The sequence below is a fragment of the Pseudomonas sp. TWP3-1 genome, from assembly GCF_049896625.1.
In the GTDB taxonomy this organism is placed as follows: domain Bacteria; phylum Pseudomonadota; class Gammaproteobacteria; order Pseudomonadales; family Pseudomonadaceae; genus Aquipseudomonas.
In genome coordinates, this window is sequence record NZ_JAFCUQ010000014.1 from 92375 (window position 1) to 105972 (window position 13598).

Annotated in this window: 10 protein-coding genes; 8 read left to right on the plus strand and 2 right to left on the minus strand. The window is 59.8% G+C overall.

The features are described from left to right. The first annotated feature begins 101 nt into the window (after positions 1-101). Both ACP7BN_RS19280 and rarD read left to right on the plus strand, forming a co-directional pair. A complete protein-coding gene (locus ACP7BN_RS19280) occupies positions 102-1076 on the plus strand; it encodes a serine/threonine protein kinase (RefSeq protein ID WP_420647245.1) in 975 nt (324 codons plus the stop codon). Between the two features lie 167 nt (positions 1077-1243). Continuing rightward, positions 1244-2131: an EamA family transporter RarD gene (gene rarD, locus ACP7BN_RS19285; protein ID WP_420647246.1), complete on the plus strand. Its 888-nt coding sequence runs from the start codon at positions 1244-1246 to the stop codon at positions 2129-2131. Positions 2132-2353: 222 nt separating this feature from the next. Here the strand turns inward: rarD and ACP7BN_RS19290 are convergent, their stop codons facing one another. Continuing rightward, entirely contained in the window at positions 2354-2872 is a 519-nt protein-coding gene (locus ACP7BN_RS19290) for a glycine cleavage system protein R (RefSeq protein WP_420647247.1), read from the minus strand. 455 nt (positions 2873-3327) lie between these two features. Here ACP7BN_RS19290 and ACP7BN_RS19295 point away from each other — a divergent pair, with 455 nt between their 5' ends. Beyond that, positions 3328-5505, plus strand: a complete 2178-nt coding sequence (locus tag ACP7BN_RS19295; RefSeq protein ID WP_426205669.1) for a malate synthase G — start codon at positions 3328-3330, stop codon at positions 5503-5505. Positions 5506-5768: 263 nt separating this feature from the next. Here ACP7BN_RS19295 and ACP7BN_RS19300 read toward each other — a convergent pair whose 3' ends face one another. After that, complete coding sequence (locus ACP7BN_RS19300) at positions 5769-6215, minus strand: response regulator (protein ID WP_426205670.1); 447 nt, start codon at positions 6213-6215, stop codon at positions 5769-5771. 254 nt (positions 6216-6469) lie between these two features. Between ACP7BN_RS19300 and ACP7BN_RS19305 the strand changes: the two genes are divergently transcribed. The 5 genes from ACP7BN_RS19305 (at position 6470) to ACP7BN_RS19325 (ending at position 13580) form a co-directional block, all read left to right on the plus strand. Continuing rightward, complete coding sequence (locus ACP7BN_RS19305) at positions 6470-8410, plus strand: putative nucleotidyltransferase substrate binding domain-containing protein (protein WP_426205671.1); 1941 nt, start codon at positions 6470-6472, stop codon at positions 8408-8410. After that, positions 8407-9114 (plus strand): 3'-5' exonuclease, encoded by a 708-nt coding sequence (locus ACP7BN_RS19310; protein ID WP_426205672.1) that lies wholly within the window; start codon positions 8407-8409, stop codon positions 9112-9114. Before ACP7BN_RS19305 ends, ACP7BN_RS19310 begins: the two co-directional genes overlap by 4 nt. 309 nt (positions 9115-9423) lie before the next feature. Continuing rightward, positions 9424-9942 (plus strand): RNA polymerase sigma factor, encoded by a 519-nt coding sequence (locus ACP7BN_RS19315; RefSeq protein ID WP_420647522.1) that lies wholly within the window; start codon positions 9424-9426, stop codon positions 9940-9942. Beyond that, entirely contained in the window at positions 9939-10910 is a 972-nt protein-coding gene (locus tag ACP7BN_RS19320; protein ID WP_426205673.1) for a FecR family protein, read from the plus strand. The genes ACP7BN_RS19315 and ACP7BN_RS19320 overlap by 4 nt, the downstream gene beginning before the upstream one ends. A 243-nt stretch (positions 10911-11153) precedes the next feature. Further along, positions 11154-13580, plus strand: a complete 2427-nt coding sequence (locus ACP7BN_RS19325) for a TonB-dependent siderophore receptor (RefSeq protein WP_426205674.1) — start codon at positions 11154-11156, stop codon at positions 13578-13580. Positions 13581-13598 lie beyond the last annotated feature (18 nt).

Consider the following 13598-nt stretch of genomic DNA (forward strand, 5'->3'; position numbering starts at 1 on the left):
GCCAGCGATAGCGTTGGTACAGACACCAACCACCTCTGCTGCTGCCATCTGCGCTACCATGCCGGGCCGGACGCGGCAGCCTGCTGCGCGCAGGAGTCAGCATGGCCCATCCGTTTGAAACCCTCACCCCAGATCTCGTGCTCGATGCCGTTGAAAGCATTGGCTTCCTGAGTGACGCGCGCATTCTGGCGCTCAACAGCTACGAAAACCGCGTCTACCAGGTCGGCATCGAAGACTCCGAACCGCTGATCGCCAAGTTCTACCGTCCACAACGCTGGACCACCGACGCCATTCTGGAAGAACACAAGTTCACCTTCGAATTGGCCGACGTCGATATCCCGGTAGTGGCGCCGCTGATTCACAACGGCGAGACCCTGCACGAACACGCCGGTTTTCGCTTCACCCTGTTTCCGCGTCGTGGTGGCCGCGCGCCGGAGCCGGGCAATCTTGATCAGCTGTATCGCCTCGGCCAGTTGCTCGGGCGCATTCACGCGGTCGGCGCGACGCGTCCGTTCGAACACCGCGAAGCGCTCGCCGTGCAGAACTTCGGGCATGCCTCGCTGAACACCTTGCTCGAAGGCAATTTCATCCCCAAGAGCCTGCTGCCGGCTTACGAGTCGGTCGCCCGCGACCTGCTCAAACGCGTCGAAGACGTCTACGCCAACACCCCGCACCAGAACATCCGCATGCACGGCGATTGCCACCCCGGCAACATGATGTGCCGCGACGAGATGTTCCACATCGTCGACCTCGACGACTGCCGGATGGGTCCGGCCGTGCAGGACATCTGGATGATGCTCGCCGGCGACCGTCAGGAATGTCTCGGACAGTTGTCGGAATTGATGGATGGCTACAACGAATTTCACGACTTCGACCCGCGTGAACTTGCGTTGATCGAACCGCTGCGTGCGTTGCGTCTGATGCATTACAGCGCGTGGCTGGCGCGCCGTTGGGATGACCCGGCGTTCCCGCACAGCTTTCCGTGGTTTGGTACCGAACGCTATTGGGGCGATCAGGTGCTGGCGTTGCGTGAGCAACTCTCGGCACTCAACGAAGAACCGCTGAAACTGTTTTAATTTTCAAGATCAAAAGATCGTCCGAACGCGGCCCGAGCCTTCGGCAGCTCCTACATTGAACCTGTAGGAGCTGCCGAAGGCTGCGATCTTTTTGTTTTCTGACACGACACATCTATACAACCTCCTTACAATCGCTGCTTTGTTAGTTGCCTAAGCAAGGATTCTGCATGCAAGCCGCCAACCCGCGTCGCGGGTACATTCTGGGCCTGAGTGCCTACATCATCTGGGGCCTGTTCCCGCTCTATTTCAAAGCCATCGCCGAAGTGCCGGCGGTAGAAATAATCATCCACCGCGTACTCTGGTCGGCGCTGTTTGGCGCGTTGTTGCTGATGGTGTGGAAGCATCCGGGGTGGTGGCGGGAGCTGCGAGAGAACCCGCAACGTCTGGCTGTTCTTGCGCTGAGCGGCACCTTGATTGCGGCCAACTGGCTGACTTACGTCTGGTCGGTGAACAACGGGCGCATGCTCGAAGCGAGCCTCGGTTACTACATCAATCCGCTGGTCAACGTGTTGCTGGGGATGTTGATCCTCGGCGAACGCCTGCGCCGGATGCAGTGGATCGCGGTAGGCCTGGCGGCGGTTGGAGTGGCGCAGCAAGTGTGGCAAGTCGGCAGTCTGCCGTGGGTGTCGCTGGTGCTGGCGCTGACTTTTGGTTTCTACGGTTTGATCCGCAAGCAGGCGCCGGTCAAGGCGTTGCCCGGGTTAGTCGTCGAAACCTGGATGTTGGTGCCGATTGCCGTGGCGTGGTTGCTGTTCAACCCGAGTGCCACCAGTGCGCAGGCTGAATTCTGGACCACCTCCGAAGCGTGGTGGCTGGTCGCCGCCGGCCCGGTGACTCTCGTGCCGCTGGTGTGCTTCAACGCCGCAACGCGGCACCTGCCCTACACCACCATCGGCTTCCTGCAATACCTGGCGCCGACCCTAGTGTTGCTGCAAGCCGTGCTGCTGTTCGATGAGCATTTGTCGTCCAGCACACTGGTCGCATTCATCTTTATCTGGGCCGGTCTCGCGGTGTACAGCGTCGATGCGTGGATAAGTTTGCGCCGCCGCAGCTGATCAAAAAATGCACAAACCTTCGCAAGCCACGGTTCTCGTGGCTTGCAGCGTTTCACCCCAAGGTTATCCACAGCGTGATCCCCGGCGATTGTGCGCAAGTCGTTGAATGCTGGCGGTTTTTTGATCAGTCATCGCCAAGCCACGGCGCACATGGCCTGGCGGGTAGTCTCTACAGGTTATCCACAGGCAGGTGCACGTTAAAACTGGATAACCTGATCCTTGCTAAACCTCGGTGCGCAGCACCAATTCCACCATCAAATCATCGGCCAAGGTTTCCAGGCGCGCTTGCAGCACGTCCAGCGACAGCGTCAGCGGCACCGCCAGAATTGCCTCGGCGTGGAACAGCGGCTCGCTGCTCATCGGCGCGGGACGCACTTCGGTCACCAGTCTTTCGAGATTGACCCCCTGCTCACTCAGCAGCCGGGTGATATCGCGCACAATTCCCGGACGATCATTCCCCACCAACTCCATGGCGATCGGTTTCCAGGTGCAGGATTGTTCGATGCCGCTCTCGGCAATCAGCACGCGGATGCCATGCGCCGACAGCGCTTGTAAGGCATCGACTAATTCGTCGTAAGCCTCCGCCGGTACGCCCACCCGCAGAATCCCGGCGAACTGCCCGGCCATCCGCGACATGCGACTCTCCAGCCAGTTGCCGCCATGTTCGGCGATGCATTGGGCGATGCGCTCGACCTGCCCCGGCTTGTCCGGAGCGAAGACCGTGAGTACGAGATGATCCATGGCGCAGCCCTCTTGTCATGACTTTTGTTATAGAAGGATGAGTATAGGCAAGCGTTCGGCGCGCGGCCGCAGACGCGTGAAATCGCAAATCGTGTACAACTTTTTATATTTAACTGGAACAATCCATTGGTTTTTTGAGAACATCCCGTTCCGCGCCGTGACCGCAATGCGTCATGGGGTCGCAGAACGACGTTATTAGTCTGATTTTCACAACCGCAACTCATCATGTAGTATGCCGCAGCAAGCACTACATAACGCCGGATCGATGTCTGCCCAAGGCACATTCGCAACCCTGAAAGCCCCGTCAGAAGGCCCTCAAGCCGTTGATTGGACCTAGCCCAGCCGCCAGCAATGGCATGTACTGGTCGAGGGGTTTGTGGTTTAAATGGCCAGAGGCTTCATTGTCAAAATTGAAGAGCTGAAAAGCGCAATAGCTGAGCAGAGTGAGGCAAGCAATGACTGAACACGTTCAAGTCGGTGGCCTGCAGGTCGCCAAAGTCCTGTTCGACTTCGTGAACAACGAAGCCATTCCCGGTACCGGCCTCACCGCCGACAAATTCTGGGAAGGTGCCGACAAGGTCATTCACGACCTGGCGCCAAAGAACAAAGCCCTACTCGCCAAACGCGATGACTTCCAGGCCCGTGTCGACGGCTGGCACGAATCCCGTGCCGGTCAACCCCACGACGCCGTGGCCTACAAAGCCTTCCTGCAAGAGATCGGTTATCTGCTGCCAGAAGCGGCTGATTTCCAGGCAACCACGCAGAACGTCGATGACGAAATCGCCCGCACTGCCGGCCCGCAACTGGTCGTACCGGTAATGAATGCACGCTTCGCCCTGAATGCTTCGAATGCCCGCTGGGGTTCGTTGTACGACGCGCTCTACGGCACCGACGCGATCAGCGAAGACGGTGGCGCGGAAAAGGGCAAAGGCTACAACAAGGTTCGCGGCGACAAAGTCATCGCTTTCGCCCGTGCCTTCCTCGACGAAGCCGCGCCATTGGCTGCCGGCTCGCACGTTGATTCCACCGCTTACAAAATCGCTGACGGCAAACTGGTTGTAACCCTTAAGGGCGGCAGCAACAGCGGCCTGCGCAACGACGCTCAGTTGATCGGTTTCCAGGGCGACGTAAATGCCCCGATTGCGATCCTGCTGAAAAACAACGGCCTGCATTTCGAAATCCAGATCGACGCCAGCACCCCGGTCGGCCAGACCGACGCTGCCGGCGTCAAAGACATCCTGATGGAAGCGGCGCTGACTACCATCATGGACTGCGAAGACTCCGTGGCTGCCGTCGATGCCGACGACAAAGTGGTGATCTACCGCAACTGGCTCGGCCTGATGAAGGGCGATCTGGCGGAATCCGTATCCAAGGGCGGCCAGACCTTCACCCGCACCATGAACCCGGACCGCACTTATACCGCCGTCGATGGCAGTGAAGTGACCCTGCACGGCCGTTCGTTGTTGTTTGTGCGTAACGTTGGTCATCTGATGACCATCGACGCGATCCTCGACAAGCACGGCAACGAAGTGCCGGAAGGCATTCTCGACGGTCTGATCACTTGCCTCGCGGCCATGCACAACCTCAACGGCAACACCTCACGCAAGAACACCCGTACCGGCTCGGTCTATATCGTCAAACCGAAAATGCACGGTCCGGAAGAAGCGGCGTTCACCAACGAGTTGTTCGGTCGCATCGAAGACGTGCTCGGCCTCAAGCGCAACACCCTGAAAGTCGGGATCATGGACGAGGAGCGCCGCACCACGGTCAACCTCAAGGCGTGCATCCAGGCCGCCAGCGAGCGCGTGGTGTTCATCAACACCGGTTTCCTCGACCGCACCGGCGACGAAATCCACACCTCCATGGAAGCCGGCCCGATGGTGCGCAAGGCGGACATGAAGGCGGAGAAGTGGATCGGCGCCTATGAGAACTGGAACGTCGATATCGGCCTGAGCACTGGCCTGCAAGGTCGTGCGCAAATCGGTAAAGGCATGTGGGCCATGCCCGATCTGATGGCTGCGATGCTTGAACAGAAAATCGCGCATCCATTGGCCGGCGCCAACACCGCCTGGGTTCCATCGCCGACCGCCGCCGCGCTGCATGCGCTGCATTACCACAAGGTTGACGTATTCGCGCGTCAGGCCGAACTGGCCAAACGTGCACGCGCTTCGGTCGATGACATCCTGACCATTCCGCTGGCGGTCAACCCGAACTGGACGCCAGAGCAGATCAAGCACGAACTGGACAACAACTCTCAGGGTATTCTCGGTTACGTGGTGCGCTGGATCGACCAAGGCGTGGGTTGCTCAAAGGTGCCGGATATCAACGACATCGGCCTGATGGAAGACCGTGCAACGCTGCGTATCTCCAGCCAGCACATCGCCAACTGGCTGCGCCACGGCATCGTGACCGAAGCGCAAGTGATGGAAAGCCTCAAGCGCATGGCGCCGGTGGTCGATCGGCAGAACGCCAACGACCCGCTGTACCGTCCGCTGGCCCCGAACTTCGACAGCAACATCGCCTTCCAGGCGGCGGTCGAGTTGGTTGTCGAAGGTACGAAGCAGCCGAACGGGTACACCGAGCCGGTGTTGCACCGTCGGCGTCGTGAGTTCAAGGCTGCCAACGGCTTGTAACTTGCGCTGATGCCGGACACGAAAAAGCCCTGATCTTGCGGATCAGGGCTTTTTTTGTGTGCGTTTGGCATTTGTGGTGTGGCTGAGATCTTACCCCCTCACCCCAGCCCTCTCCCCCAAGGGGGCGAGGGGGGAAAGGGAGCCAATCTCTATTGCGTTTGAGATCTATATTCACCCGCGACATTTCAGGTCGATGTCACTCTGCAGACACTTAGGTCGGCCCCCTCTCCCTCCGGGAGAGGGCTGGGGTGAGGGGCTTTGGCTTAAGGCTCAATCCCTAGTTCATGTTTGACCAGGCCAAGCAACTTCACCGTATCAATCGGCTTCAACATAAAATCCACCACACTCAAATGCATCGCCGCAATCGCGTCCTTCACGTCCGCATCACCCGAGACAATGATGATCGGCAGCGCAGCCCGCACCGACTCACGCACTTCACGAACCAACTCCAGCCCACCAATATTGCCCATGCGCAAATCAGTGATCACCAAACCGATTGAAGGCTTCTCGGCCAACATCTTGAGCGCGGTCTCGCCACTGGCTGCCGTCATGCAGCGAATACCGTCCAGCGCCAGAATCTCCGCCAGCAACTCGCGGGCGTCCTTATCATCATCGACAATCAGGACGCGCTGCGGCGGGAGGTCGGGCTCCAGCATGACGGCGCTGAGCGCAGCACGCTCGGCGTCGCTCAAAATATCGTGGTCGGACATGGCGTTCTCTAAATAACCAATTCAATCCCCTAGCACAGTGGTCAGACATCGCTAAGCAGAGCTTCAATGTGCACTTCGTCGGATAATTTTCCAAGGGGCTGAACTGGAGAATTTCCGACTGCGCGCGTAGGGCATCTCCGAAAACTACCCGGCGGTACCCCCTACCTAGACTTACGTCCAATGGGCACCCCGCTCGATGGGGCCGACCATGGCTGCAACGATCGGACAACAATAATTCGAAAAAGACTGCGGTAATGGTTATGAGTAAAGCGGACGCCTTCACACAGGCAGGGAAAACCGCGGTATTGCAGAACATTCAGGGCACTTTGCAATTCCTCCAGCGCTTCCCGCCGTTCAATCAGATGGAACATGCCCACCTCGCCTATCTGGTGGAGCAATGCCAGATGCGTTTCTACGGCCAGGGCGAGAGCATCATCAAACCCGCCGACGGCCCGGTCGAGCACTTCTATATCGTCAAACAGGGCCGGGTGGTCGGTGAACGTCCGCATACCGCCAAGGGCGGAAACGAAACCACTTTCGAGATCACCACCGGCGAATGCTTTCCGCTCGCTGCGTTGCTTGGCGAACGTGCGACTCGGACTGAGCATCTTGCCGGTGAAGACACGTTCTGCCTGCAACTGAACAAACTGGCGTTCATCAAACTGTTCGCGCTGTCCAACAGCTTCCGCGACTTCGCCCTGCGCGGGGTCAGCAGCCTGCTCGATCAGGTTAATCAGCAAGTGCAGCAGAAAGCCGTGGAAACCCTCGGCACTCAATACTCGCTGAACACCCGTCTCGGCGAATTGGCCATGCGTCATCCCGTGACGTGCAGCCCGGATACGCCACTGCGTGAAGCAGTGAAGCTGATGCACGAGCAGCAGGTCGGCAGCATTGTCGCAGTGGATGAGAATAAAGCGCCGCTGGGGATATTCACTCTGCGCGATTTGCGGCATGTGGTGGCTGAAGGCGTTGGCGATTTCAACCAGCCGATTGAACGCCACATGACCCATGCGCCGTTCTACCTGACACCGGATCACAGCGCGTTTGACGCGGCGATTGCCATGACCGAACGGCACATCGCGCATGTGTGCCTGGTCAAGGATCAACGCCTGTGCGGCGTGGTCTCCGAGCGGGATCTGTTCTCGCTGCAACGGATTGACCTGGTGCATCTGGCACGGACCATTCGCAGTGCGCAACGGGTTGAACAATTGGTGGCCCTGCGCGGCGAGATCGGCCAACTGGTCGAGCGCATGCTCGCGCACGGCGCGTCTTCGACGCAGATCACCCACATCATCACCCTGCTCAACGACCACACCGTGTGCCGCGTGATCGAACTGACCCTCGCGGAAAAAGGCGACCCCGGCGTGGCATTCAGTTGGTTGGTTTTCGGCAGCGAAGGCCGGCGCGAGCAAACGCTGCACACCGATCAGGACAACGGCATTTTGTTTGAAGCACGCGACGCGGCGCATGCCGCGGAGATTCGCGGCAAGCTGCTGCCAATCGCGCAGCAGATCAATCAGAGCCTGGCGTTGTGCGGCTTCACTCTTTGCAAGGGCAACGTCATGGCCGGCAACCCGGAACTGTGCCTGTCGCGTGCAGAATGGGCGCGACGTTTCGCGGCGTTTATCCGCGAGGCGACTCCGGAGAATTTGCTGGCCTCGAGCATCTATTTCGATCTGCGCGTGGTCTGGGGTGACGAGCAAGGTTGTGCGCAATTACGCCGGGGCATTCTTGATCAGGTCGGCGATAACCGTTTGTTCCAACGCATGATGGCCGACAATGCGCTGCGTAATCGCCCGCCGGTTGGGCGTTTCCGCGAGTTCGTGCTGACGCGCAAGAACGGCGATAAAGCCACCATGGATCTGAAGACGCAGGGTCTGACGCCGTTTGTCGACGGCGCACGCTTGCTCGCACTGGCGAACGGCATCGACGCCAACAACACCCTCGAACGCTTCCGCCAACTGGTGGATAAACAGGTCATCGAAAAACTCGACGGCGCGGCGTATGAAGAGGCTTACCACTTCATCCAGCAGACGCGTATGCAGCAACATCAATTGCAGACTCGGGAAAACCTGCCGTACTCGAACCGCGTCGATCCCGACAGCCTCAATCATCTGGACCGACGCATCCTGCGCGAATCTTTGCGTCAGGCCCAACGCCTGCAGAGCAGCCTTACTTTGCGGTATCAACTGTGAGCCTGTTTTCCTGGCTGCGCCCGGCCGGCCCGGTGGTGGCGCAAGACCTGCAAAAACGACTGACGCAATTGCCAGTGATCAGCGGCTTGAGCGATTGCAGTCTGCGCGAACAGCGCTGGGTGGTGCTCGATCTGGAAACCACCGGGCTGAATTTGAACAAGGATCGCGTGCTGTCGATTGGCGCCGTGGTGATCGAGGACGGGGCGATTGATTTCAGCCAGCAGTTCGAACGCACCCTGCAATGTCATGAGTTGAAACTCAGCCCGAGTGTGTTGATCCACGGGTTGGGACCGAATGCAATTGCTGCCGGCAGCGAACCGGCAGAGGCGCTGGTCGAGTTGCTGGAGTTTATCGGCGACAGCCCGGTGCTGGCGTTTCATGCACCGTTTGATCAGCACATGCTTGGGCGCGCAATGAAGGAACATCTGGGGCACAAGTTGCAGCAGGTTTTTCTGGATGTGGCGGATATTGCCCCGCTGGTTTGTCCGCAGGCGCAGATTCGTGAGGCGGGGCTGGATGAGTGGATTGGGTGGTTCAAACTTGAGGTGTTCGAGCGGCATAACGCGAGTGCGGATGCGCTGGCGACGGCTGAACTGGCTTTGATTCTGTTTAATCGGGCTCGGCAGCAGCAGATTTTCAGTACGCTGGCGTTGCAGCAGCGGTTGAGTCAGTGGAAGCGTCGGCGTGAGGCGCCATCGTTCTAGGTCAAAAGAAACCCTCACCCCAACCCTCCCGAAACGTCGGACCGCCCAGAGGTAGAGGGAGCCGATTGGGGGATGCTTCAGAAATACGTCGACCTGAACGTTCTTTACCGAATCCATAATCGCCTCGGCCTTTCAGGTCGATGTATAGCGCAAGACACCTCGGTCGGCCCCCTCTCCCGGAGGGAGAGGGCTGGGGTGAGGGTCCGCCTTCGGGCACCACCCGACCAGTGGCCAATTGCTAACCATTCCCACCTCTGCCAGAATCGCGAACAATTCTCGTTGGTTAACATTTCCCAATCGGTGCGTCTGGTGTCGTCAGTCCCAAGCCCCCACAGTGAGCTCGTCGGTGCGCTTTATCGCGACCATCGCGGCTGGCTGCTGGGCTGGTTGCGGCGCAACGTGGCGTGCCCGCAACGTGCCGAAGACCTGAGCCAAGACACCTTCGTGCGCCTGCTCGGCCGCGATCAACTGCTCACCCCGCGCGAACCACGGGCCTTTCTGGTGGCGATCGCCAAAGGTCTGCTGTTCGATTACTTCCGCCGCGCCGCGCTGGAACAGGCTTATCTCACCGAACTGATGCTGATCCCCGAAGGCGAGCAGCCGTCGGTGGAACAACAGCAATTGATCCTCGAGGACCTCAAAGCCATCGACCGTATGCTCGGCAAACTGTCGACCAAGGCCCGCGCGGCTTTCCTTTATAACCGTCTCGACGGCCTGAGCCATGCCGAGATCGCCGATAAGCTCGGCGTGTCAGTGCCGCGCGTGCGCCAGTATCTGGCGCAAGGCATTCGTCAGTGCTACATCGCCCTGTACGGCGAGCCGACATGACCCCGGCCAGCTCCAGACCGGTTCCGGCGCATGTGCTGGACGCAGCGATTGCCTGGCAGCTGACCCTCGATTCGAGCAGTCCGCTAGAGCGCGAGGAGTTTGCCAAGTGGCACGCGGCGCATGAAGAACATGCCCGCGCCTGGCGTCAGTTGGGCATGCTCGATCAACGCTTCAGCGTGGCCAACGGCCCGGCGCGCAGTGCATTGCTGCAATCGCGCGAAGGTATTCGGCGGCGGGTGCGGGCCATTGGCAACGGTGTCGCCAGTGTGGTCGCGGTGATCGGTCTGGCGTTGTTTGCCGGAGATCGTTATCTGCCGCTGGATTACTGGCTCGCCGACCAGCGCACCGCCACTGGCGAGCAGCGCACCCTACGCCTGCCCGACGGCACCGTACTCAACCTCAATACCCACAGCGCCGTGGACGTGCGATTCGATGACAAGCAACGGCTGATCGTGTTGCAGGAAGGTGAAATCCTCATCGAAACCGCTCATGGCGATGCCCGGCCATTCATCGTCGAAACCGCCGAAGGCAGCATGCGCGCGCTGGGTACGCGATTCCTGGTCAAACGCGAAGACGCCGGCACGCGCCTGAGCGTTTTGAAATCAGCAGTGGCGGCGCATCCGCAAGCCAATCCGCACGAGCAAATCCTGCGCGAAGGCCAGCAAGTGCTGATCCGCAACAACGGCCTGGAGTCGGTCATGGCACTCAATCCCGGCGCCGACGCGTGGACGCGCGGCATGCTCGTGGTCGACAACGCACGACTGGAAGACCTTGTGCACGAACTCGGCCGCTATCGGCGCGGGCATCTGGGGATTGCGCCGGAAGTGGCTGATCTGCGCATCACCGGCAGCTTCCCGCTGCACGACACCGACAAAGCGCTGAGCGCCCTGCTCCCGACTCTGCCGGTACAGATTGAACGGCACACACCATGGTGGGTGACCGTGGCCAAAGCCGACACTAAGCCCTGAAGCTGATCAATCCCTGTGGCGAGGGAGCTTGCTCCCGCTCGGTGACGAAGTCGCCGCAAACCAGCCAATGCAATTTTATTGAATAACTGCGGGGGACCGCTTCGCGCTCTAGCGGGAGCAAGCTCCCTCACCACAGTTATAGATTTCAGGTAATGGAAATAATTTTCATCCAGCCCCTATCACTTTTTGATTCTCATCCGGCACACAGGCAATTGAGAAATATTTCCATTCAGGAGCCGCCGTATGTCCCGTTCGCTAGACACCTTGTTGCGCCCCAGTTTGCTGGCGGTCGCCATTGCCTTCAGCACCCCGCTGGTCAGCAGCCAACTGATCGCCGCTGAACAGGCGTCGAGCGTGCGCGCCTACAACCTGCCGGCGGCTCCGCTGTCGACCACGTTGAACCAGATCGCCAGTCAGGGCGGCCTCGCGCTGTCGCTGAACCCGGCGCTGGCCGCTGGCAAGACTTCGGCGGCGGTCAACGGCCAATACGATGCCGTCGGCGCCCTGCGCGCTGCTCTGCGTGGCACGGGTCTGCAACTGGAACAAAGCAGTGCCGGGACTTACACCCTGGTCGCCGTGCCGGACGGCGTGATGGCGCTGCCGGAAACTTCGGTGATTGGCGTAGAAAACATTGAAACCGCATGGAGCCCGGTCGAAGGCTACACCGCCACGCGCACCGCCGCCGGCAGCAAGACCGACACCGCGCTGGTCGAAGCACCGCGTTCGATCTCGGTCGCCACCCGCCAGCAAATGGAAGACCGTGGCGTACACAGCCTCGACGATGCAGTGCGCTACATGCCGGGCATCACCGCCAGCAGCTACGGCAGCGATACTCGCGCCGACTGGCTGCGCGTGCGTGGCTTCGAACCGACCCAGTTCCTCGACGGCCTGCCGCTGCCCAAAGGCGTGTACGCCAACCCGAAACAGGAAACCTGGAACCTCGACCGCCTCGCCCTGCTGCGTGGCCCGGCCTCGTCGGTGTACGGCCAGACCCCGCCGGGCGGCTTGCTGGACATGGTCAGCCGCCGTCCAAGTGACGTGCAGAGCAGTGAAATCCAGCTGCAATACGGCAGCGACAACCACCGCCAGATCAACTTCGCCAGCACCGGCAAGATCGACGATGCCGGGCAGTTTCTCTACGGTATCAGCGGCGTAGTGCGTGACAGCGGCACTCAGGTCGACCACGTCGACAACAAGCGCTACAACATCGCGCCGAGCCTGACCTGGAACATCAACGAAGACACCAAATTCACTCTGCTGAGCCAGTTCACCCGCGACGATACCGGCATAACCAGCCAGTTCCTGCCGGTGCAGGGCACCAAGATCGACATGCCGTTCGGCAAGGTTTCTCACCACAAAAACCTCGGTGATCCGGACTGGGAATACTACGACCGTACTTACTACGCGCTGGGCTATGCGTTCGAACATCGTTTGAACGATACGTGGCAGTTCAAGCAGAACCTGCGTTACACCAAGTCGGATCTGTCGTTCCAGTCGCTGACGCCAGGCTCCTATCCATTCACCCAGGTGGATGACCAAGGCAACGTCGGTCGCACCAGCACCAGCGTCGACGAAGACATCAGCCAGTTCGCGGTCGACAACCACTTCCAGGCCGACTTCGCCACAGGCGATATCCGTCACACCTTGTTGCTGGGGCTGGACCACCAGCGCAGCAACACCAACTACACCTCGATCTTTGGCGACGGCCTGACCACCAACGTAGTCAACCCGATCTACGGCCAGCCAATCGTGCGGCCGGCGCGCTCGACCGCGTTCTACGATTACAACCAGAAGACCTTCCAGACTGGCCTGTATGTGCAGGACCAGATGGCTCTCGACCAATGGCGTCTGACCCTCGGCGGGCGGGAAGACTGGGTGCACACCAGCACTCAATTCATCAACAAGGGCGATGCAACTAACACCGAGCGCGACAAGGCCTTCAGCGGCAACGCGGCGCTCAGCTACGTGTTCGACTCAGGTTTCGTGCCGTACCTGTCGTACGCCGAGTCGTTCCAGCCAACCACCGGCGCTGACGCCACTTCCACAGGCTCGCTCAAGCCAACCGAAGGCAAGCAGTGGGAATTGGGCATCAAGTACCAGCCACCTGGCAGCAAAACATTGCTGAGCGCTGCGGTGTATGACCTGACCCAGAAAAACGTCTCGGTCAGTAACTTCGTCAACGGCGTGTCGATCACCAGCCAGACCGGCGAAGTCAAAGTCAAAGGTCTGGAACTGGAAGCGGTGTCCGACGTCACCGACAACCTGAAGATCATTGCCGCCTACACCCTGGCCAAGTCCGAAGTGCAGAAAGGCACCGACAAGGGCAATCGCCTGCAACTGATGCCCAATCAACAAGCCTCGCTGTGGGCCGATTACACCTGGCATAACGGCGTGCTCGACGGCTTCGGCATCGGCGCCGGCGCGCGTTACACCGGCAACACCTACGGCGACAAGGCCAACACCTGGCTGGGCAAGGCTGACGCTTACACCGTGTTCGACGCCGCCGTGCATTACGACCTCGGCCGTCTGGACAACAGCCTCAAAGGCGCGTCGCTGGCACTCAACGCCACCAACCTGCTGGACAAGGAATACATTTCCACCTGCGACAGCTTCTACTGCTACTACGGCGACACGCGCAGTGTCGTCGCCAGCGCCACGTACAAGTGGTAAGCGACTGAGCTGAAATAC